At 65.2% G+C, this 21,809-nt stretch carries 17 protein-coding genes, 4 pseudogenes and 1 other annotated feature; of the genes and pseudogenes, 11 read left to right on the plus strand and 10 right to left on the minus strand.

All coding sequences use genetic code 11. The features are described 5' to 3' along the window. Nucleotides 1-5 precede the first annotated feature (5 nt). The 4 genes and pseudogenes from ACTPOE_RS02950 to ACTPOE_RS02965 all read right to left on the minus strand — a co-directional run. Nucleotides 6-653, minus strand: a complete 648-nt coding sequence (locus tag ACTPOE_RS02950; protein ID WP_458870711.1) for a BON domain-containing protein — start codon at nt 651-653, stop codon at nt 6-8. A gap of 170 nt (nt 654-823) precedes the next feature. After that, complete coding sequence (locus tag ACTPOE_RS02955) at nt 824-1,510, minus strand: helix-turn-helix domain-containing protein (protein WP_458870712.1); 687 nt, start codon at nt 1,508-1,510, stop codon at nt 824-826. A gap of 448 nt (nt 1,511-1,958) precedes the next feature. Beyond that, entirely contained in the window at nt 1,959-3,182 is a 1,224-nt protein-coding gene (locus ACTPOE_RS02960) for an IS110 family RNA-guided transposase (RefSeq protein WP_458870713.1), read from the minus strand. Between the two features lie 531 nt (nt 3,183-3,713). Then, nucleotides 3,714-3,926, minus strand: a pseudogene (locus ACTPOE_RS02965) (IS110-like element ISCARN28 family transposase); the annotation flags it as partial. Between the two features lie 47 nt (nt 3,927-3,973). Between ACTPOE_RS02965 and ACTPOE_RS02970 the strand changes: the two are divergent. Then, nucleotides 3,974-5,209: pseudogene (locus ACTPOE_RS02970) on the plus strand (IS3 family transposase). Then, nucleotides 4,253-4,369 (plus strand) — a sequence feature (AL1L pseudoknot). Its footprint overlaps the pseudogene before it by 117 nt. A 25-nt stretch (nt 5,210-5,234) precedes the next feature. Here ACTPOE_RS02970 and ACTPOE_RS02975 read toward each other — a convergent pair. The 3 genes and pseudogenes from ACTPOE_RS02975 to ppsR form a co-directional block, all read right to left on the minus strand. Beyond that, nucleotides 5,235-6,146: pseudogene (locus ACTPOE_RS02975) on the minus strand (IS110 family RNA-guided transposase); the annotation flags it as partial. Nucleotides 6,147-6,269: 123 nt separating this feature from the next. Next, nucleotides 6,270-7,304, minus strand: a pseudogene (locus tag ACTPOE_RS02980) (IS630 family transposase). A gap of 38 nt (nt 7,305-7,342) precedes the next feature. Next, nucleotides 7,343-8,173 (minus strand): posphoenolpyruvate synthetase regulatory kinase/phosphorylase PpsR, encoded by an 831-nt coding sequence (gene ppsR / locus ACTPOE_RS02985; protein WP_458870714.1) that lies wholly within the window; start codon nt 8,171-8,173, stop codon nt 7,343-7,345. A 176-nt stretch (nt 8,174-8,349) separates the two neighbouring features. Between ppsR and ppsA the strand changes: the two genes are divergently transcribed. Both ppsA and ACTPOE_RS02995 read left to right on the plus strand, forming a co-directional pair. Then, nucleotides 8,350-10,728: a phosphoenolpyruvate synthase gene (ppsA, locus tag ACTPOE_RS02990; RefSeq protein WP_458870715.1), complete on the plus strand. Its 2,379-nt coding sequence runs from the start codon at nt 8,350-8,352 to the stop codon at nt 10,726-10,728. A 10-nt stretch (nt 10,729-10,738) separates the two neighbouring features. Further along, complete coding sequence (locus ACTPOE_RS02995; protein WP_458870716.1) at nt 10,739-11,443, plus strand: methylated-DNA--[protein]-cysteine S-methyltransferase; 705 nt, start codon at nt 10,739-10,741, stop codon at nt 11,441-11,443. 77 nt (nt 11,444-11,520) lie between these two features. Here the strand turns inward: ACTPOE_RS02995 and ACTPOE_RS03000 are convergent, their stop codons facing one another. Then, on the minus strand, nt 11,521-12,165 hold the full coding sequence (locus tag ACTPOE_RS03000; protein WP_458870717.1) for a cysteine hydrolase family protein: 645 nt from the start codon (nt 12,163-12,165) through the stop codon (nt 11,521-11,523). Nucleotides 12,166-12,289: 124 nt separating this feature from the next. Between ACTPOE_RS03000 and ACTPOE_RS03005 the strand changes: the two genes are divergently transcribed. Continuing rightward, nucleotides 12,290-13,294 carry a GlxA family transcriptional regulator gene (locus ACTPOE_RS03005; RefSeq protein WP_458870718.1) on the plus strand — a complete coding sequence of 335 codons (1,005 nt, stop codon included), beginning with the start codon at nt 12,290-12,292 and terminating at the stop codon, nt 13,292-13,294. 49 nt (nt 13,295-13,343) lie between these two features. On the opposite strand, the gene smpB is transcribed toward ACTPOE_RS03005, so the two are convergent. After that, entirely contained in the window at nt 13,344-13,808 is a 465-nt protein-coding gene (gene smpB, locus ACTPOE_RS03010) for an SsrA-binding protein SmpB (protein WP_458872739.1), read from the minus strand. Nucleotides 13,809-13,878: 70 nt separating this feature from the next. On the opposite strand from smpB, the gene ACTPOE_RS03015 reads away from it, so the two are divergent. The 5 genes from ACTPOE_RS03015 to mmsB all read left to right on the plus strand — a co-directional run bounded on the left by ACTPOE_RS03015 (nt 13,879) and on the right by mmsB (nt 18,206). Next, the gene (locus tag ACTPOE_RS03015; RefSeq protein WP_458870720.1) at nt 13,879-14,316 is read left to right on the plus strand and encodes a type II toxin-antitoxin system RatA family toxin; all 438 of its coding nucleotides are present in this window, start codon (nt 13,879-13,881) and stop codon (nt 14,314-14,316) included. Nucleotides 14,317-14,337: 21 nt separating this feature from the next. Beyond that, a complete protein-coding gene (locus ACTPOE_RS03020; protein WP_458870721.1) occupies nt 14,338-14,652 on the plus strand; it encodes an RnfH family protein in 315 nt (104 codons plus the stop codon). Between the two features lie 272 nt (nt 14,653-14,924). After that, nucleotides 14,925-16,079 carry an acyl-CoA dehydrogenase family protein gene (locus ACTPOE_RS03025; RefSeq protein ID WP_458870722.1) on the plus strand — a complete coding sequence of 385 codons (1,155 nt, stop codon included), beginning with the start codon at nt 14,925-14,927 and terminating at the stop codon, nt 16,077-16,079. Continuing rightward, nucleotides 16,076-17,236: an enoyl-CoA hydratase/isomerase family protein gene (locus tag ACTPOE_RS03030; RefSeq protein WP_458870723.1), complete on the plus strand. Its 1,161-nt coding sequence runs from the start codon at nt 16,076-16,078 to the stop codon at nt 17,234-17,236. Before ACTPOE_RS03025 ends, ACTPOE_RS03030 begins: the two co-directional genes overlap by 4 nt. A 76-nt stretch (nt 17,237-17,312) precedes the next feature. Beyond that, on the plus strand, nt 17,313-18,206 hold the full coding sequence (gene mmsB, locus ACTPOE_RS03035) for a 3-hydroxyisobutyrate dehydrogenase (protein ID WP_458870724.1): 894 nt from the start codon (nt 17,313-17,315) through the stop codon (nt 18,204-18,206). Nucleotides 18,207-18,281: 75 nt separating this feature from the next. On the opposite strand, the gene ygfZ is transcribed toward mmsB, so the two are convergent. After that, a complete protein-coding gene (gene ygfZ, locus ACTPOE_RS03040) occupies nt 18,282-19,199 on the minus strand; it encodes a CAF17-like 4Fe-4S cluster assembly/insertion protein YgfZ (protein ID WP_458870725.1) in 918 nt (305 codons plus the stop codon). Between the two features lie 300 nt (nt 19,200-19,499). Between ygfZ and ACTPOE_RS03045 the strand changes: the two genes are divergently transcribed. Together ACTPOE_RS03045 and mltG are read left to right on the plus strand one after the other, a co-directional pair. Then, the gene (locus ACTPOE_RS03045; RefSeq protein ID WP_458870726.1) at nt 19,500-20,570 is read left to right on the plus strand and encodes a YeiH family protein; all 1,071 of its coding nucleotides are present in this window, start codon (nt 19,500-19,502) and stop codon (nt 20,568-20,570) included. 228 nt (nt 20,571-20,798) lie between these two features. Next, nucleotides 20,799-21,806 (plus strand): endolytic transglycosylase MltG, encoded by a 1,008-nt coding sequence (mltG, locus tag ACTPOE_RS03050; protein WP_458870728.1) that lies wholly within the window; start codon nt 20,799-20,801, stop codon nt 21,804-21,806. Nucleotides 21,807-21,809 lie beyond the last annotated feature (3 nt).

Below are 21,809 nucleotides of genomic sequence, written 5' to 3' on the forward strand. Positions count from 1 at the left end.
CGAAGTTATCCCAGCACCAGCCGGTCATCGACGCTGGCCACCCCCGGCGCCGCCCATGCCGCGCGTTCGATGGCCTTCCGTTCTCCCCAGCTGCGGACTTTGCCTTCAAGGGTCACCTTGCTATTGCTGACGGACACGGTGACACCGCTGGCCTCGACCTCGGCGCTTCGTTTGAGCGCGTCTTCAATACGACGCTTCACGTCGTCCGCCACGATCGCCGGCGCAACGACTATCTGATTGATGACACCGAGCACGCCGGAGAGTTTTCGAACGGCGTGTTCGGCGGCCGATCGTTGAAAATACCAATCAACCTTGCCAGAGAGCGTTATCCAGCCCTTTTGGACTTTCACCTGGATCTTGTCGCTCGGAACAGTCACGTTCCAGGCAATGATCTTGAGCGCGCGGCTGGCGATCTCGTCATCCGCCATATGCTTGCCGTAGCCATCGCGCACCTCGATTTCCTGCGCGATGCCACGGACTCCGCCGACGCCCTGAACCACCCGTTCCGCCACGAGCTTCTGCGCATAGGTCGCCACATGTCCCGTCAGCGTCACCACGCCATTATTCACGGCAATGCCGATATTGGCCGCGTCGATGCTCGGCTCATAATCCAGCGCCCTTTCCACAGCATCTCGTAATTCCGTATCTTTCATGATGATCTCCGAAGTTCATTCAATTCATGCCGTTCCATCAGCCATCATGCCGACAAATCATTGTGCGGCACCGGTCCCAGGGAATATTGACGACCGTCAACAATGTGTTCCGACTGTCGGCAGGGTCGGATGCCATGGCGATGCGGCGACGGGTCCGGGAGGTCGCGCCGTCACTGACTGGCGCCCAGTCTGCCCAGGGCTTCCGGATCGCGTATGCTGAGGTGCCGTCTGTTTACATCCAGAATATGCGCCAGTTGAAGGCGGGTGAACGCGCGGCTGACCGTCTCGAGCTTCATGCCCAGATGAAGGGCAATATCTTCGCGGGTCATCTTCAGGACGAACTCGCGCGGAGAGTAGCCGCTGGCGGCCATCCGCTCCGAAATGTCCAAGAGAAAATTGGCGATGCGTTCCTCACTATTCATGCTTGCCAGAACTATCAGCAGGCGCCTGTAGTGATTCGTTTCTTGCGCGATCGCCCTGTTCAACTGCAGTACCGCCATCGCATCGGTTCTGGAATAAGCCACCAGATCGGAAAAGGGCAGGACGCATACCAGGGAGTCTTCCAGGGCAATCGCAGTGCACATGTATTTTCCGGTTTCTATGCCGTCCAGACCCAGCAATGCGCCGGCCATGGGAAATGATGCGATCTGCTCCATGCCGACGCAGTTTGTGATGCGCAATTTCATCGACCCGGCATACAGTTGGTAAAGATTGACACAGGTATCGCCAGCGCGATAAAGAGACTGGCCCCGATGTATGGCGCGGCGGTCGATGCTGCTGATCGGAAACGACCGGTGGCCGCCATTCTTGAAGTTGCGGCATAGATCGGGAACCGGGCATGCTCCTGTAGCGGCCATTCTGCAAGGGGAGCGTGGGATGAGCGGCTGGGGGCGGGGGGCCGGGTCTCGCAGGCTGCCGCTCCCGACTGGTACTGGTATATGGGCGGTGTTCATTGCATGCCTCGTGTGGCTTGACGAGCCACGGTTCGAGTGGGTAATGGTGAGGCTAGTGTCCTGTCTGGTGAGTTTGGTCACTTGAATTCGGATGCATGGGCTTGTCAGGCAAGGCGCAAACCGCAGCGATGGCCGGTGCTATCGCGAGGATGAGTCTGGACACGGAGCAGTCCCTGCGGACTGCTCCGTGCCTGACGAATCCGAACCGCTTGCAAGCGGTGAGGTGGACAAGCAACGCAGCATGGCCAGCCCGGGCGCCGAAGGCAAGGATCGGAATTAGCGTGAAAGACAGGCATTTCTGACCGAGCGCCCCCCCAGCCATCGAAGGCTGTAAGGGCTAGGGCGGTGCGGCTCAGGCGCTGGCAGGTTGGATAAATCCGAACTTGGTCAGAGCCTTGATCCAGCGTGGAGCGTTGCGTTGAACGGATAGGGCCTCATAGTCGGTGGCGCTGTCCCGGTAGTGTTCGCCACGCTGGAGTATGAAGAAGATCGTTCGCAGTATTTTGTGGCCGATGGCGATGATGGCCCGTTTATAGCCACGGCGCACCATCAAGGCCTGGAATTTCGATTTGAAGACGGATTGAGTACGGCTAGCGGCGTGAGCGAACTCGCACAACAGGCGCCGGACATACAGATTGCCCTTGCGAACACGACCGGATTTACGCTTGCCGGCTGATTCGTTGTTGCCGGGGCAGATGCCGACCCAGGAGGCAAGACGATCGGCACTACCAAAGACATCCATGTCGGAGCCGATTTCGACCAACAGCATGGCAGCCCCGATCTGATCGACGCCGGGAATGGTTTGCAGCAGGGCCAAGGCGTTGTGTTCGGATTTCAGTTCGGCGAGCAGCCGGGTATCGAAGCGAACGATACGGGCCTCGATTTCCTCGACATGCTGCATCAGTTCATCCAGGACGAAGTGATGGCTGGCCGTCAGGTCGCCTTGCAGGGCGTCGAAGATTTCCTCGCGGCTGGCCTTCAGGCGGCGACTGGCAAGCTTGAGCACCTCCTGCGGCGCTTGTCCGGCGATGATCGCCTTGACCATGGCGCGTGCCGACTGGCCGTGCAGATCACTGACCACCACCCCCAGGCGCACGCCGCTATCGGTGAGCACCTTGTGCAGACGGTTCTTCTCGCTGGCCAGTTGCCCGACAAGTTTCTGTCGTTGGCGGGCGATCAGGCGCAGTTCCCGCAGCTTGGCCGGCGGTACAAACGAGCCGCGCAGTAATCCCGCTCGCGCCAGCGTCGCTAACCAGTGGGCATCACCCACATCGGTCTTGCGGCCCGGCACGTTCTTCACATGTCGCGCATTGACCACCTTGGCGCAGATGCCACGCGCTTCCAGTGCCGCATACGGGCTCTTCCAGTAAATGCCGGTGCTCTCCATCACGACTTCGTCGGGGCGTAGTGACGCCACCCAGTCGGCCAGTTCCCGACGGTCTCGCTTGAACGCGCCGAATTGACGTTGCTCGATGCGTGCGCAGCCGTCTGCTTCCTCGATCAGCGCACAGGCCGTGATCTGCGCCTGATGAATGTCCAGACCGATCACCCGTTTGTATAACGCTCCCAGTTCCATACCACCTCCTGTCGATTAGACTTAAGGGTGGAAGGTGGCGGGTGCCGGGACTGAACGTGCCTGAAGGCGACATGTCGCCAACGGCCTGTTTAGCGTGCGCTCTCTAGGGAAGCAATCCGGGGTGCGAGTCAGTCCGGCCGGTCACGTTAGCCGCGGGGTCGAGCCGCCAAAAACTTTTACGACCTTCACCCAACACCTTCCACCCCAAAGTCTCTTTCATCTTCAGGGGTGGTGCCTACCACCATGATCGTTAGCCAGACAGGACACTGATATGGTCGCTTTCTGTCAATAGAAATAAAAATGATTTTATCTGTTGATGCTCAGTGGTACGGGGCGATGCGGCACCAGTCTGCTGCTGCGACGATGGATCAGACTGATATCCGTGGGTTGGTTACCACCGTGCATCGATCCGTCGTGGAAGCTGCCTCGCTCTAGTGACGCAGGTTGCCCCGTGGGGTTCTGTTGATTGTGTTCTCGAGGATTCTTCCTATCGTGATTCGTACCGCATCGCCTCGTACCACTGCTCTCCGGTTACTGCTGACGGATTGCGCCCTGGCGGGCGATCGCCCAAATAAAACCAGCCAATTCACGGGCCACGGCCACGCAAACCTTGTTCGGCTGCATGCCTCGGTGCGCGAGCTGGGAGAAGCGCGCACACAGGCGCAGCTGCGCCTTCCAGGCATGGTTGCGAATCTCGGGGGCAAGATCCCGACTGCGCATGCGCAAGACATTGCTCATGCGTGAATCACCCCGGGTTTTGAGGAGGCTCCAAGCTTTGAGAGAATGGAGCCATGGTCAACAATCAAACCAAATTTTCACCTGAGCCGTGAACGGGCCGTGCGCCTGCTCCTGGAACACCGCGACGAGTACGCGTCGCAGTGGGCTGCCGTCACATCGATTGCACCCAAGATTGGCTGCTCGCCGCATTCGCTGCTCAAATGGGTTCGGGCCCAGGAGGTGGAGACGGGTGTACGTGCCGGTATCCCGCAGGCCGAGCAGGAACGCATCAAGGCGCTGGAGCGCGAGGTCAAGGAGCTGCGCCGAGCCAACGAGATTCTAAAGACGGCCAGCGCTTTTTTCGCCCAGGCGGAGCTCGACCGCGTCCTGAAGAAATAAACGCCTACATCGATCAGCACCGAGACTTGTACGGGGTCGAGCCGATCTGCAAGGTATTGCAGGTCGCCCCGTCAGCCTACAGGCGCCATGCCGCCCGGTGTCGCAATCCAGATCTACGCAGCCACCGGGCCAAACGGGACGAGCAGCGCATGGTCGACATCTACCGCGTCTGGGATCAGAACTTCCAAGTCTACGGCGCGCGCAAGATCTGGCGCCAGATGCATCGGGAGAACATGCCCATTGCCCGCTGTACGGTCGAGCGACTCATGGGCCGCCTGGGGATCGAGGGAGTGCGCCGGGGCAAGCGGATACGCACGACGGTTCCCGATGCCTCCAAACCCTGCCCGCGCGATCTGGTGCGTCGGGCCTTCCATGCTGATCGACCCAATCGCCTGTGGGTGGCTGACTTCACCTACGTATCCACTTGGCAGGGATGGATGTACGTGGCCTTCGTCATCGATGCGTATGCCAAGCGCATCGTGGGCTGGCGCACGAGCTCGCGGATGACCACAGACTTCGTGCTCGATGCCCTGGAGCAGGCGCTCTACGACCGGCACCCCGATCCGGCCGCAGGCCTTGTCCATCATTCGGATCGCGGTTCGCAGTACGTGTCGATCCGTTATTCCGAACGGCTGGGCGAGGCGGGTATCAGCCCTTCGGTGGGGGCCACGGGCGACGCCTATGACAACGCCCTGGCCGAGACCATCAACGGCCTGTACAAGGCAGAACTGATTCATCAGCGTGGCCCCTGGAAGACCAAGGCTGCCGTGGAATTAGCCACCTTGGAATGGGTGGCCTGGTTCAATCATCAGCGGCTGCTGGAATCGATTGGCGACATCCCCCCCGCCGAGGCCGAACAACGGTACTATCAAGTGCTTGCAACACCCGCTGCTGAGGCGGTTTTACTTTAACCAAACAGCCTCCGCGATTCCCGGGGTGATTCATGCGCGCCGGGAAACGGTAATTCCACGCCGCCTCGGTGAGCAGCCGCCGGGCGTGGGCGTTGCCCGTCTTGGTAATCGAGCCACGCCTGACCGTGCCGCCGCTGGAATGCTTCGAGGGCACCAGCCCCAGGTAGCCCATAAGTTGACGCGCCGTGGCAAAGCGGTTGATGTCACCGATCTCGCACACCAGCCCGATGGCGCTGACCGTATCGATGCCGCGTAGCGCCCGCAAGGCTGCCACGGTAGGCGCAAACTGCCAGTCGGCGGCACTTTGCTCCAGCGCGTTGGTCAGCCGCCGCACCCGCTCATCGGCCGCCTGCACAGCCAGCTGATACTCAGTCAGCGCAATCTGGTCGGCGGGTTCATCAAATCGTTGGTCCGCAATCCAGCGTTCGTGCATCTTTGTCCAGGCCGTCTTGCCCTCGTACAGACGCCCGGCACGCAGCAGGAACGCCTTCAGTTGCTGGCGCGCCTTCACACGGGCATCGACCGCATCTTCTCGAGCCCGCCACAGGTTGCGGATTGCTTCATGAGCCGCATCGGGTACCCAGATGGCTTTGAGTTCACCGGCGCGAGACAGTTCGGCCAAACGGGCACAATCGCGCCGGTCGGTCTTGACGCGTTCACCCGCCCGCCGGGGAATGAGCGATGGCGCGATGATCTCGCATCGGTAGCCACGCGCTGCGAGCGCCCGCTGCAGTCCGTAGCCCGTCGGGCCCGCTTCGTAGACCACGCTTACCTGCGCCGCGTTGCCATACCGATGCAGCACCTTGAGCACCTGCTGCAGATCAGGCCCGACGGAACCCACGAAGCGGCTCGCCTCACGCCCTGGCTCGCACACAGCAACCGCCGTACTGTCCTTATGCACGTCCAGGCCGACATAGAATCTGATATCGTTGTCCATGGCTCGTCTCCATACGGTTTGCGGCTGGTCCGCCACGCCGCATGTGGCTCGGCACCCTCGTGAGAGCGCGCAATCCACGATACAGGAGACGGGCCGCTTCCGCTTAACGAGCGACCATTATGTCTAGTCCGATGAAACAGAAGAATTGCACCGGATGCGGTGAGACGGATCTGCGTACTTCCACTTCAGTGGCTTGGCATTCTTGTTGTACTAGCGCATGAGCTTCTTGTGCAAGTCGGTGGTGCTGGTGAAGATGCCGCGAGCGATGACATCGCGCTGGATGCGGCCGAACCAGTTCTCTACCTGGTTCAACCAGGAACTGTAGGTGGGCGTGAAATGCATCGAGACGTTGGGATGATCGACAAGGAAGGCATCGACCACCGCGGTCTTGTGGCTGCTGACGTTGTCGCAGATGACGTGAATCTCGCGCCCTTTGGGCTGGCTGGCGACCACGTCGATGAGGAAGGCGACGAATTGCGCGCTGGTGTGACCCACCACCTCGCCGGTGGTGGTATTCAATGCGGCAAACAGGCTGAGCGTGCCATTGCGCTTGTATTCAAAGCCATGGCTCTCGGCACGTCCGGGCGACAGCGGCAGCATCCGATCCTTGCGGTCGAGCGCCTGAATCGCCGTCTTCTCATCCACGCAGAACACGGCGGCATGGGTCGGCGGGTTCAGATACAGACCAATCACATCGGCGGCTTTGGCCTCGAAATCCGGATCGTTGGAGACCATGTGCCGATCCACGCGATGGGGCTTCAGGTCATGACGGCGCCAAATACGCTGCACGTCCATGAACGAAATGCCCAACTCGGCCGCCAACTTGCGGCTGCTCCAGTGAGTCGAACCGTCCTTCGGCTTGCGCTTGAGCGTGTAGTCGAGCACGCGGGCCTCCAAGCGCGGCAAGTTGCGGCGCGGCGCACGTCCCGAGTGCCGACCGTACAAACCCGCCAGCCGCTCTTCGCTAAAGCGCGCTTTCCACGTCGCAATGAAGCGCGAATCGCAGCCCAGCGTATTCATGATCGCGTCCCGCGACATCCCGTCATCGAGCAGAAGAATCAGCTTCGCGCGTCGCACCTGCGCCACTGGCGCCGCGCGCTTGCGCTGCAAGCTGGTCAGTTCATCCCGTTCGGCCTTGCTCAGGTTCATTTTTCCCATGCATCCCATATGGGGTGCGATCTCATTGTTTCAATGGACTAGTAGCTCATCCTGTCCAGGCCGACCTCATCCAGTATTTTGGTCGAGATTTCCTCGATCGAGCGGGTGGTTGTGGACAGCCAGGGAATGTTTTCCATGCGCATCAGCCGCTCGGCGTCGGCGACTTCCTGGCGGCACTGCCTCAGCGAGGCGTAGGTGCTGTTGGGACGGCGCTCGTTGCGGACCTCGGCCAGTCGCTCGGGCTGGATCGACAGGCCGAACAGCTTGCGCCGGTAGGGCAGCAGCGTCGCGGGCAGGGCGCCTCGGTCGAAGTCTTCCGGAATCAGCGGATAGTTGGCGGCCTTGACCGCGTATTGCATCGCCAGATAGAGGCTGGTGGGCGTCTTGCCGCAACGCGAGACGCCCACCAGGATCACGTCGGCCTGTTCCAGGCCCTGGACGTACTGGCCATCGTCATGGGCGAGGCTGAAGTTGATGGCTTCGATGCGGTTGTTGTACTGCTTGCTGCGGCCGTTGGTGTGCGAGCGGCCCACCGAGCGGCTGGCGCTCATGCCCAGGACACCCTCGAGATGATGGACGAAGGAGCCGAACAGGTCCAGGAAGACACAGGGCGCGGCGCGGATGCAGTCGGCGATTTCCGGATCCACCAGGGTGCTGAACACCAGCGGCGGCCCGCCCCGGTCGGCCTGTTGGGTGATGCGCCGCGCGGCGGCTTCGGCCTTCTCAACCGAATCGATGAAGGGAAGGCGCACCGACTGGAAGGCGATTTCCTCGAATTGCGAGAGTACCGCGTGGCTGAAGGTTTCGGCGGTGATCCCGGTGCTGTCCGAGACGATGAACACCGGGCGTTCGATAGGGGAGTCGGTCATGGATTGTTGAACCACCAAGCGTCAGAAACGGTACAATCCGCGAAGGTTACCAGTCACCCGAATCGGGAGCAAGGCTGGTTTGCCGGGCGCACGCGATCATGCCGCGCACGCGAGGGCTCGTTCCTCGCGCCGCGTGCGCCGGGCAAACACGCTTTTTCTATCTCAAAGGTGACACCATGTCGTATGTTGTATCGTTCGAGCAGCTCCGCATGACGGATGTGGACTCGGTAGGAGGCAAGAACGCTTCTCTAGGGGAAATGATCAGCCAGCTGGCCGGCGCGGGCGTTCGCGTGCCGGGCGGCTTCGCGACCACGGCCGAGGCCTTTCGCGATTTTCTCAAGTCCACGGGCCTGGACGCGCGCATCAACGCGCGCCTGGACACGCTGAACGCCGATGACGTGCGCGAGCTGGCCGCCGCCGGCGCGGAAATCCGCCAGTGGGTGATCGACACCCCGTTCCCGGCCGATTTCGAGCAGGCCATCCGCGCCGCCTTCGCCGCGCTGGACGCCGACGGCAAGGGTTCCTTCGCCGTGCGCTCGTCGGCCACCGCCGAGGACCTGCCCGACGCCTCATTCGCCGGCCAACAGGAAACCTACCTGAACGTGGTCGGCATCGACGACGTGCTGGAAAAGATCCGCCACGTATTCGCCTCGCTGTATAACGACCGCGCGATCTCCTATCGCGTGCACAAGGGTTACGCGCACGCCGAGGTCGCCCTGTCGGCCGGCATCCAGCGCATGGTGCGCTCGGACAAGGGCAGCGCGGGCGTGATGTTCACGCTGGACACCGAGTCCGGCTTCAAGGACGTGGTGTTCATCACCTCGTCCTACGGCCTGGGCGAGACCGTCGTCCAGGGCGCCGTCAACCCCGACGAGTTCTACGTCTTCAAGCCCACGCTGGCCGCCGGCCACTATCCCGTCATCAGCCGGCGCATCGGCTCCAAACTGATCAAGATGGAATTCGACGAACAGCGCGTCTCCGGCCATGCCGTGCGCACGGTCGAGGTCCCCGCGTCCGAACGCAACCGCTATTCCCTGAGCGACGACGAGATCATCGAACTGGCGCGATACGCGACCATCATCGAAAAGCACTACCAGCGCCCGATGGACATCGAGTGGGGCCGCGACGGAGTGGACGGCAAGCTCTACATTCTCCAGGCCCGGCCCGAAACCGTGAAGTCGCAGCAGAGCCATCACGACGTCCAGGAACGCTACCGCCTGAAGGCGACCGGCGAGGTCTTGGTCACCGGCCGCGCCATCGGCCAGAAGATCGGCTCGGGCACGGTGCGCGTCGTGGCCGACGCTTCCGAAATGGACAAGGTGCGCTCCGGCGACATCCTGGTCACCGACATGACCGACCCCAACTGGGAACCCGTCATGAAGCTGGCCTCGGCCATCGTCACCAACCGGGGCGGACGCACCTGCCACGCGGCCATCATCGCACGTGAACTGGGCATTCCGGCCGTGGTGGGCTGCGCTGACGCCACCGACGTGCTGGCCAATGGCCGCGAGGTCACCGTGTCCTGCGCCGAGGGCGACGAGGGCCGCATCTATGACGGCCTGATCGAGACCGAGATCGAGGAAGTCCGCTGGGGCGAGATGCCCGACATCGGCCTGAAGGTCATGATGAACGTCGGCAACCCGCAGCTGGCCTTCGATTTTTCCCAGATCCCCAACGGCGGCGTCGGTCTGGCGCGCCTGGAGTTCATCATCAACAACAACATCAACGTCCACCCAAAGGCGATCCTGGACTACCCGAACGTCGACAGCGACCTGAAGAAGGCCGTCGAATCCGCCGCCCGGGGCTACGCCAGCCCGCGCGCCTTCTTCGTCGAAAAGCTGGCCGAAGGCATCGCCACCATCGGCGCGGCCTTCTATCCCAAGCCCGTCATCGTGCGCCTGTCGGACTTCAAGTCCAATGAATACCGCAAGCTGGTGGGCGGCTCGCGCTACGAGCCCGAGGAAGAAAATCCGATGCTGGGCTTCCGCGGGGCGTCGCGCTACATCTCCGAGGATTTCGCCGAGTGCTTCCGCATGGAATGCGAGGCCCTGAAGAAGGTCCGCGACGAGATGGGTCTGACCAACGTCGAGATCATGGTGCCTTTCGTGCGCACGCTCGGCCAGGCCGGGCGCGTGGTGGACCTGCTCGCCGCGCACGGCCTGAAACGCGGCGAGAACGGCCTGCGCCTGATCATGATGTGCGAAGTCCCGACCAATGCCATCCTGGCCGACGAGTTCCTGCAGTATTTCGACGGCTTCTCGATCGGCTCGAACGACATGACCCAGCTCACCCTGGGGCTGGACCGGGATTCTGGCATGGAGCTGCTCGCCGCCGACTTCGACGAGCGCGACCCCGCCGTGCTGTTCATGCTGCGTCGCGCCATCCAGGCCTGCCTGAAGGCAGGCAAATACGTCGGCATCTGCGGCCAGGGCCCCAGCGATCACCCCGATCTGGCCCAGTGGCTGCGAGATGAGGGCATCCTGTCCATATCGCTCAATCCGGACACGGTGGTCGACACCTGGCAGCGTCTGGCTGAAACGAAGATCGCCGCCTGATCGGTTCGCGATGCCGTTCCATGCCCTGATCCCGTCTCCCCTGGGGCCGATTCTTCTGGCGGCGGACGAAACCGGCCTGATCGGCCTGTATTTCACCGACCAGCGGGATCTGCCCCGGGTGCCGGGCGTGGAGGAGGCCGTGGCGGTGGTGTCCGATCCCACGGCGGGCGTCCGGGACGGCCGGGCGATCCGCACGTTCAAAGTGACGCGGGGCGTGCGGCCGGCGAGCGAAAGCGGCGAACTGTTCTCGGGGCACATCGCCTCCGCGGCGACTCTCACCCGACAGCGGGACGAGGGCGGGGACGGGTCCGGCGCGGCGGCGTCCATGCGCCTGCTGCGGGAAGACAGTCCGGCCGAGGTCCTTGGGGTGCTGGAACAGACGCGGCGCGAGCTCGACGAATATTGGCGTGGCGAGCGCAAGGTCTTCGAGATGCCGCTGGCTCCCCGGGGCACGGCCTTCCAGCGGAAAGTCTGGCGGGCGCTCCTGGAAGTCCCCTGCGGCGAAACCCTGTCCTACGGCGAACTGGCCGGACGGGCGGGCCTGGGCGCCGGCCACGGCCGCGCGGTCGGCACGGCCGTGGGCAGCAATCCCATCAGCATCATCATCCCCTGTCACCGCATCCTGGCCCGCAACGGCACCCTGAACGGCTACGGCGGCGGCCTGGGCCGCAAGGTCCGGCTGCTGGAAATCGAGGGTTTCACGATCCACGCCTGAGGCGTGGATCGGGCCTTTCGCTCTCGTGCAGGCGGGCACCGCAGGAGCGTCAGTCTTGCCCCGTCAGCCTTGCCCCGTCAGCCTCGAACCGGACCGCCGTCGGCGGCCAGCGCCCGCTGGCCCGACAGGAAGACGTTGTCCTTTTCCAGCGCGCGGTCCGCGCGAATGCTCTCGATCCATTCGGCGGTCGTGGCGACCGTGGCGAAGTTCGAGTGGAACACGGTGCAGAACACGCGGTGGATTTCTTCCGCGCTCGCCCGGCCCGCCGCGTTCCGGTAGGCCGGCGACCCGCTGGCGTCGGACAGGAATTCAGCGTCGAGCCCCCGGTGCAGGGCGTCGAAGATCGTCGCCGCGTCGCAGTTGTGTGTCATGTAGCCGGCGACCGTCACGGTATCGATGCCCCGCGCGTCCAGCCAGCCGCCGAGATCCGTTCCCATGAAGGCGCTGGCCCGGGTCTTGTGAACGGTGTGGTCAGCCGGCTGGTCGGCCAGGGCCGGGTGCGGCCTCCATCCGTCCGAATCCATGGCGAACAGGGGGGCGTCCGCGGGACTGTCGTGCAGGACGAGCACGATCGGAATGCCTGTGCCGCGGGCGGCTTCCATGGCCAGGACGATATTGCGCAGCGATTCTTCCACGGGAGGGTAGGCGATGGGCAGGCGGCCTGTGAAGTATTCATTCTGCACGTCGATGACCAGCAGGGCGCGGCGAGGAGAGGAAGGCATGCGGGACTCCGGGAATGGCGTTTGGATGGAACGGCCCGTTTCCAGGGCCGGTGCGCCATTGTGGCGCCGGGTGCGCCATCCTGGTATTGGCCTGAAAACCATGATTCGATAGAATCAGGCCATCATGAACGATCCTCAGATCCAGGTTTCCGTCACTTGCGCTCCCGGCACGGCCGCGCTCCGGATCGCCGTCGTGGCTTTCGACGGAATCACCCCGTTTCACCTGTCAGTCCCCTCGCTGGTCTTCGGCGCCAGGCCGGACGGCGCCGCCACGTGCTTCGACGTGCGCGTGTGCGCCGCCGATCCCTCGCCGCTACGGACGACGGCGGGCTTCACGATCATGCCCGGGCATGGCCTGTCGGAACTGGAGCGGGCCGACTGGGTAATCGTGCCCTCCTGGTACGAGGACTGTCGTCGGGCCCCGGAAGGCCTGATCCGGGCCTTGCGCCGCGTCGGTGATCGCGGCACGGGCCTGGTGGGCCTGTGTCTGGGCGCGTTTCCGCTCGCCCAGGCGGGACTGCTCGACGGCCTGCGCGCAACGACCCATTGGGCCTATGCCAGCCGCCTGGCCGAGCGCCATCCGGGTATCCGGGTCGAGCGCGAGGCACTCTACGTGGACGAAGGCAGGGTGCTGACTTCCGCCGGCGTTGCGGCCGGGCTGGACTGCTGCTTGCACCTGCTGGGCAGGCTGGGGGGCGTCGGCGCCGCCAGCCATGCCGCCCGGGCGCTGGTCGTCGCGCCGCATCGGGACGGAGGGCAGGCCCAGTTCATCGAGCGCCCGATGCCGGTCTCCCCCGGCGAAGGCCGGCTGGCCCGCGTCCTGGGTTGGGCCGCCGCTCGCGTGGAACAGCCGCATACCGTCGATACGCTGGCGGCCCGGGCCGCGATGAGCCGACGCAGTTTCACGCGCCATTTCCGGCTGGCCACGGGGACTTCGCTGAAGCAATGGCTGCTGGCCAGGCGCCTGGAGCGGGCGCGCGAACTGCTGGAAGGCGGCCGCTTGCCCATCGATGCGGTCGCCCAGGCGGCCGGTTTCGGCTCCGCACTGTCGCTGCGGCAGCACTTCCGCGTCCGCCTGCGGACCACGCCCACAGCCTACCGGCGGGCCTTCCGCCGTGGACGGCCCTGAATGTGCGACGCGAGCCGGTTCGCCGCCGGGCCGCGTGCCCGGCGGGCGTTCAATCCCCCTTGCGGTTGCGGGTGTCGTGCTTCATCAGCCGTTCTTTCTCGCGCGCCCAATCCTTGTCGCGCTGGGTGTCGCGCTTGTCGTGCAGTTTTTTGCCCCGTCCCAGGCCGAAATCCAGTTTGATGCGCCCGCCCTTGTAGTGCAGGTTCAGGGGGACCAGGGCATAGCCGCGCTGCTCGACCTTGCCGATCAGCTTGCTGATTTCCTGGGCGTGCAGCAGCAGCTTGCGCGTGCGGGTGGCGTTGGGGTGGATGTGCGTCGACGCGGTGGGCAGCGGGCTGATGTGCATGCCCAGGATCCACAGGGCGCCGTCACGCACGATGACGTAGGCCTCTTTCAGCTGGACATGGCCGGCGCGGATGGCCTTGACTTCCCAGCCTTCCAGCACCAGCCCGGCTTCGAAGCGTTCCTCGATGAAATAATCGTGGGTGGCTTTGCGGTTCTCGACAATACTCATGGGGGCTTGGACCAGGCTGGAACTGAAAATGTAAAATCCCTTCATTCTAGCTTAACCGACCGCCTTGCCGATGCCTTCGATCCAGCGCTCCGTTCTTGTTCCGTTCAGTTGCGAACAGATGTTCGATCTGGTGGCCGACGTGGGACGCTATCCCGAATTCATGCCCTGGTGCGGCGGAGCCCAGGTGCAGTGGCGCAACGAGCAGGGCATGCAGGCCACGGTGCAGATCCATTTCGCCGGCATCCGCCAAAGCTTCACCACGCGCAACGACCACGAATATCCGCACAGGATCGTCTTTCACCTGGTGGATGGGCCGTTTTCCAGCCTGACCGGGCACTGGACTTTCCAGCCTTTGGGTGAGGATGGTTGCAAGGTGCTCTACACCATGGAATATACCTTTTCCAGCCGTGCGCTTTCGGCGGTGGTCGGGCCGGTCTTCAACCGGATCGCCACCAGCTTCATCGATTCCTTCACCCAGCGCGCTCACGCGGTCTACGGGGCTAGGTGATGAGTGTGAACAGGCCCTGATATGCGGGTACACATCGCTTTCGCCGCGCCCACGCGCCTGTGGCGGCGGACCCTGGACGTGCCGGAGGGCGCGACCGTGGGCCAGGCGCTGGCCCTGAGCGGTTTCGCCGGCGAGTTCCCGGAGTTCACGGATCATCCTCCCGCGATGGGCGTGTACGGCGAACGCTGCGATGCGCGCCGCGTGCTGCGCGAGGACGACCGCGTCGAACTGTACCGACCGCTGGTCTTCGATCCTCTGGAATCCCGTCGCCGGCGCGCGGCCCATCGGCGGGGGGCTGGACGTCGGCCCGCGAAAGCAGGCGCGCCACGGGCCTAGTGTCCTGTCTGGCTGGTTCGCGCACGCATATCCGAATTGGCCGAACGGCATGCCGGGGCTCCCGGCCCCCTCCGGCCGCTCACCGATTGTCGCGTGCGCGACAGCTGCGCCGCGACAGCTGCGCTAAGGTGGGCGGGCCGCAAGGAAGCAAGCCGCCGAAGTGCTACATTAAGCCTGCGGCGCATCGGCCGGCCCTTATCCGGGCCTGGCCGCGTCGGGCGGCGCCACGAGCATGCCGCGACAGCCCCATACAAAATCCGGAGACACGCACCATGGATTTTCGCCTCACCGAGGAGCAACAGGCCTTCGCACAGGCCGCCCGCGAATTCGCCCAAGGGGAACTGGCCCCCTACGCGGCGCAGTGGGACGAGGAGCATATTTTCCCCCGCGAGGCCTTCGCCAAGGCCGGCGCTCTCGGATTCTGCGCCATGTACGCACCCGAATCCATCGGCGGGCTGGGTCTGCCGCGCCTGGACGCCACGCTGGTGTTCGAGGAAATGGCCGCGGTCGACCCCTCCACCACCGCCTTCATCACCATCCACAACATGGCCACCTGGATGATCGGTTCCTGGGCGCGGCCCGAGGTGCGCGATCAGTGGGGGCCGCTGCTGGCCAGCGGCGAAAAGCTCGCCTCCTACTGCCTCACCGAACCCGGTGCGGGCTCGGATGCCGCATCACTCACGACCAGTGCCCGCCGCGAGGGTGACCGCTACGTCCTGAACGGCGCCAAGGCCTTCATCTCCGGCGCGGGCGACACCGACGTCCTGGTGGTCATGGCCCGCACGGGCGGCGAGGGCGCGCGCGGCATCTCGGCTCTGGTGGTGCCCGCCGACAGCGCAGGCATCGCCTACGGCCGCAAGGAAAACAAGATGGGCTGGAACAGCCAGTCCACGCGCCCGATCACTTTCGAGAACGTCCTGGTGCCGGTGGAAAACCGCCTGGGCGAGGAAGGCGAGGGCTTCCGCTTCGCCATGAAGGGCCTGGACGGCGGGCGCATCAACATTGCCACCTGCTCGGTCGGGGCCGCCCAGGGCGCCTACGAGGCAGCGCGCCGCTACATGGGCGAACGGCGCCAGTTCGGCCGCGCTCTGGCGGACTTCCAGGCATTGCAGTTCAAGCTGGCCGACTTGCTGGCCAACATCGTCGCCTCGCGCCAGATGGTGCGGCTGGCGGCCTGCAAGCTCGACGAGGGCGACCCCCAGGCCACCGCCTATTGCGCAATGGCCAAGCGCCTGGCCACGGACCTGTGCTTCCAGTCCTGCCTGGACGCGCAGCAGATCCACGGCGGCTACGGCTACCTGAAGGACTACCCGCTGGAACGGCTGGTGCGCGATACCCGTGTACACCAGATCCTGGAAGGCACCAACGAAATCATGCGCCTGATCGTGGCGCGCCACATTCTCACCCAGGAGTCCGATCTGCGATGAGCGCGTCCGCCATTCCCGAATCCATCGGCCAGGAACCGGTGCTGTTCCAGGAAATCCCGGCCCGCGGCGGCCGGCTCATCGGCGTAGCCACCCTGAACAGTCCCCGGACCCTCAACGGACTGTCCCTGTCCATGTGCCGGTTGCTGGACGCCCGCCTGCGGGCCTGGGCGGCCGACGACCGGCTCGCCGCCGTCGTCCTGAAGGGTGCGGGCGGCAAGGCCTTCTGCGCCGGAGGCGACCTGCACGCCCTGTACCGCGCCATGCTCGACAGCCCAGCGGGCGATCCCTGGGCCAACGTCCCGGCCCGCGAATTCTTCGAGACCGAATACCGGCTGGACCATCTCATCCACCGCTATCCCAAGCCCGTGCTGTGCTGGGCCGACGGTATCGTGATGGGCGGCGGAGTGGGGCTGATGCTGGGTGCCAGCCACCGCGTCGTCACCGGCTCTACGCGCTTCGCCATGCCGGAAGTCACCATCGGTCTGTATCCGGACGTGGCCGGCACCTGGATGCTCAGCCGCCTGCCTCGCGGCATCGGTGCTTTCCTGGCCTTCACCGGCGCGCAGCTGGGCGCCGGCGACTGCCTGCACTATGGCCTGGCCGACAGGATCTGCGACACCGGCGAACCGGAGGCCCTGCTGGCCGCGCTGTCGGCCACGGACTGGGCGGCCGATCCGACCCGCCATGCCGCCCAGGTGGACGCCGCGCTGGACGCCTGTCAGACGCCGGCGCCCGAGCCCGGCCCGCTGCAGCACCACGCCGACACCATCCGCCAGGCCTGCGGCCGCGCTGATTTCCTGGAAATCGCCGCCGCCATCGCCGCCTGGAAAGACGACCCCGATCCCTGGCTGGCGCGGGCGGCGGCCACCTTCCTGGCGGGATCTCCGGGCTCGGCCCGTCTCAGCCACACGCTGCTGATGCGCGCCCGGCACCAGTCCCTGGCGGAATCCTTCCGGATGGAGTTCACGGCTTCTCTTCATTGCTGCGCCGAGCCGGACTTCCGCGAAGGCATCCGCGCACTGCTGATCGACAAGGACAAGTCCCCGCGCTGGAACCCGGCCACGCACGAGCAGGCCACGGCGGACTGGGCACGGCGCTTCCTGGTCCCTCCGGGGCCCGAAGGCCAGCCCCATCCCCTGGCGGACCTGGGGACCTGATCGCGGCCGTCCGCGCATCCGGGCAGCCGGACACGCATCGCCACAAGCATTCCACGCGTCACCACAGGAGACACACATGAGCAGCACCATCGGATTCATCGGATTGGGCCACATGGGCGGCCCGATGGCACAGAACCTGGTCAAGGCGGGCCACAGGCTTCAGGTCTTCGACCTGGTCCCGCAGGCCGTCCAGGCCCTGGTTCAGGCGGGCGCCACGGCGGCGGCCTCGGCGGCCGAGGCCGTGGCGGGGACGGATCTGGTCGTCAGCATGCTGCCGGCCAGCCGCCACGTCGAAAGCCTGTATCTGGGCGACGACGGCCTGCTCGTCTCGATCGCCAGGGGCACGCTGGTCCTGGAATGCAGCACCATCGCGCCCGAATCGGCCCGCAAGGTCTCGGACGCCGCCGCGCGGCGCGGCATCCGCATGATCGACGCGCCGGTGTCCGGTGGCACGGGCGGTGCCGTGGCGGGCACGCTGACCTTCATCGTCGGCGGCGCGGCCGCGGACCTGGAATCGGCCCGGCCCTATCTGGAAAAAATGGGCAAGAACATCTTCCATGCGGGGGACGCCGGCGCGGGCCAGGTTGCCAAGATCTGCAACAACATGCTCCTGGGCATCCTGATGGCCGGCACGGCCGAGGCGCTGGCCCTGGGCGTGGCCAACGGCCTGGATCCCAAGACCCTGTCGGATATCATCGCCAAGAGTTCCGGGCGCAACTGGGCGACGGAACTGTACAACCCCTGGCCGGGCGTGATGGAGAACGTCCCGGCCTCCAAGGACTATGCCGGCGGCTTCGGCGTGGATCTGATGCTCAAGGATCTGGGACTGGCGGCGGAAGCGTCCATGCAGGCCCGCGCGACCACGCCGCTGGGTGAACTGGCACGCAATCTGTATGCACTGCACAGCGCCCAGGGGCACGGCAAGCTGGACTTCTCCAGCATCCTGAATCTGTATCACCAGCCGCGCTGAAGCGCGCGCGGCGGGGCGCTTGCGTGCCCGCCGGTTTGAGCTCCCGGCGGGAAAGCCGGTCAGGTCCGCCGGGGATCAGTCCACGCCCCGGGGGGCCTTCAGGTCCAGCACGGCACCGTCGGGAGAGCCCACCGCATAGCGCATCACCGGCCAATCCGACAGGGTGATCTCGGCCGCCACGTACAGCAGATCCTGGTGGACCGCCGCTTCGATCACGCGGCCCACGGGTCGGACCGCCGCGTCGCCGGCGGCATACAGGTCGGATCCCGGAGGCAGGGCGGGGGCGTCCGGCGCCCAGGGTGCGGTGCCGCAGACCATACGGCGCTTGACCGTGCCCCGGTAATGACTGCGGGCGATGACTTCCTGGCCGGGATAGCAGCCCTTGGCAAAATCGATGGTGCCGTTCAGGTCCATGTCCAGGGACGCCGGCAGGAACAGGTCCTGGGACGCCGCCCGGATCCAGGGCCAGCCACCGGCCAGCCGCGCGGCGGTCCAGGGATCGCCGCCCGCCGTCACGTCGAAGGCCGGCGCGGTCGGCGCAATGCGCCACGCGGCGGGACGAGCCGCCTGCGACATGGGGGCTATGATCCAGTCGGCGCTGCCGAGCGAGGCGCGGGTCCAGGCCGCCGCCTGATGCAGTTCGGCCGGTACGGCTCCGGCCCCCAGAGCGCCCCAGACCCGCAGGGACTCGTCCATACCGATCGTGACTCGGGCGCGCAGCACGAACATGCGCAGGCGCTTGATCAGGCCCTCCGCCAAGTCTCGCGACATCATCCAGACGAACTCGTCGTCCTCCGTCCGCCACAGCGTGCCGTTGGCCAGCAGGCGGCCCTGGGCCGTGCAGTACGCGGCCGGGACCGCCAGGCCGCAGCCCAGGCCCGTGACGCCGTGCGTCAGCTGTCCGTGCAGGAATGACGCGGCGTCGGATCCCTGGACGCGTACCAGTGCGCATTCATGCAAGGGTTGAAATCCGGCGGTGACAAGACCTTCCATGGTGAATCCCAAAAAGTGGCCCCCCGCGCTGCGCGGACTGCGCTCGCTGGCTGCCCTTCCAAAGGGGCGCTTTTTGCCTGGGGCGGCCCGGAGGCAAAAAGGTTCCGAACGATCGATGAGCGTCCATGATAGCGCGGGCGTGGACGGAACCGGCGCGCGGCCGGGTTCCGTACAGGGATATATCATTCAAAACCATATCATTCAATATTTTTTATGTGATGACTAAAATGATTTGAATTTATTTATTTATAACCTCTACTTAGAATGGCTGCCGTGTCCACGACGAGTCAGGTTCAGACGATGCCTCCCATTTCCGCCATTCCGCAACCCCTTCCATCCGCCACCCATCCCGGTGTCGTCCGATCGCATGCGGATGGTGGCTCGCGCACCCCATCACTATGGCATGGCTTGCTGCTCGCCGGAGGGCTGGGCCTGGCGGCTTGGTGGCTGGGCGCCCGGTTCCCGCTGATCGGCGGCCCCGTGTTCGGCATTCTGCTGGGCATGGTCTGGCGCAACGTGCTGGGCCTGTCCCCGATCTTCATCCCGGGGGTGGTCTTCAGCAGCCGCCAGGTGCTGAAATGGTCCATCATCGGCCTGGGCTTCGGCCTGAGCCTCGGCCAGGTCATGAAAACCGGAGCCTCGTCCCTGGCCGTCACCCTGGTCACGCTGTGTGTGGCGTTCCTGGCCGCCTGGTGGCTGGGACGCTGGCTGAAGCTGGGCGGGCACTTGAGTACCCTGATCGGCGTTGGCACCGCGATTTGCGGCGGCTCGGCCATCGCTGCGGTGGCGCCCATCATCAAGCCCGACGATCACGAGACGGCCCTGTCGATTTCGACGATCTTTCTGTTCAATGTCGTGGCGGTGCTGCTGTTCCCGCCCCTGGGTCACTGGATGGGGCTGAGCGACTCCGGCTTCGGCCTGTGGGCAGGGACCGCCATCAACGACACGTCCTCCGTGGTGGCGGCGGGCTACAGCTACAGCGCGGCGGCGGGAGATATCGCCACTATCGTCAAACTCACCCGCGCGACGCTGATCATCCCGATCTGCGTCGCCATCGCCTTCTGGACGGCCTGGCGCAACCAGCATCCGGAAACCCGGGTGTCCCTGGCCACGATCTTCCCCTGGTTCATCCTCTGGTTCCTGGCGGCCTCGGCGACGCGCAGCCTGGACCTGATTCCCGGGGCACTGCTCGAACCACTGCACCTGCTCTCGCAATTCCTCATCATCATGGCGCTGACCGCCATCGGACTGTCCTCCGACCTGCGCCGCATGGCCCTGGCCGGCGCCCGTCCGCTGCTGCTCGGCCTGGGCGTATGGGTGGCCGTGTCGCTCAGCAGCCTGAGCATGCAGTTGTTGATGGGCAGCCTTTGAACCGCCGCCCGTACGGAAAAGTCACAAGCCCTCCAGGCCGCCGCCCGATGTTCCAGTTAAACTGGCGAGCATGGAAAATTACCCCCACGCTGCGCCCTGCGGGCTTGCTGTCCATCGCGTGGCCCGCATGCCGCTTGGGTTCGCCAGGCAGGGGACAGTCCGCAGGGACTGTCCCCTGCCTGGGCTCATCCCCCAAGAGGGCGCTTTTCATCCTGGGATGGCCGGGAGATGAAAAAAACCCTGCGCGGATTCCTCTGGTTGCTGATCCTCGGCCTGACGGCCATGGCGGTCGCCATCGCGGCGGCGGCCTGGTGGGGCTGGAAGCGCCCCGTGCCCATGCGAGCGCCCGTGGTGGACTATCTCATCGACGCCGGCAGCACGCCGCGCCAGATCGCTCTGGCCATGCGGGACGCGGGCATCGAGATCCGGCCCGAAGCCTTCGTCTGGCTGGCCCGCCTGAGCGGCCGTGACAAATGGCTCAAGGCCGGCGCCTACGAGGCCCGCCAGGGCGACACTCCATGGTTGCTGCTGGAGCGCATGGCCAATGGGGACATGACCCAGACACGCCTGACCTTCCCCGAAGGCTGGACCTTCGCCCAGATCCGGGCGGCGCTGGACGCCGATCCCCAGGTCCGCCACGACACGCTCGGCATGGACGATCAGGCCCTGCTGCGGCGCCTGGGGCTGGAAGCCGACGCGCCCGAAGGCCTGTTCCACCCCGACACCTACGTGTTCGCGCCCGGCAGTTCCGACCTGGACATTCTGCGACGCGCCGCTCAGGCAGGCCGCCAGACGCTGGAGCGTGCCTGGGACGGACGCGATCGCGACCTGCCGCTGGAAACTCCGTACCAGGCCCTGGTCCTGGCGTCGATCGTGGAAAAGGAGACCGGGCACGGCGCCGACCGGGCGCGCATCGCCGGCGTGTTCATCAACCGCCTGCGCGCCGGCATGCCACTGCAGACCGACCCCACCGTCATCTACGGCCTTGGGGCCGACTACCAGGGCCGCCTGCGCAAGAAGGACCTGGAACGCGACACCCCCTGGAACACCTACACCCGCGCGGGCCTGCCGCCCACGCCCATCGCCAGTCCGGGCAAGGCCGCGCTGGAGGCGGTCCTGCATCCGGAACGGCACAAATACCTGTATTTCGTATCGCGGGGCGACGGCACCAGCGAATTTTCCACCGACCTGGCGGCGCACAACCGCGCCGTCGGCAAATATATCCTCAAGCGATAGCCC

Source organism: Castellaniella sp. WN (assembly GCF_054457555.1).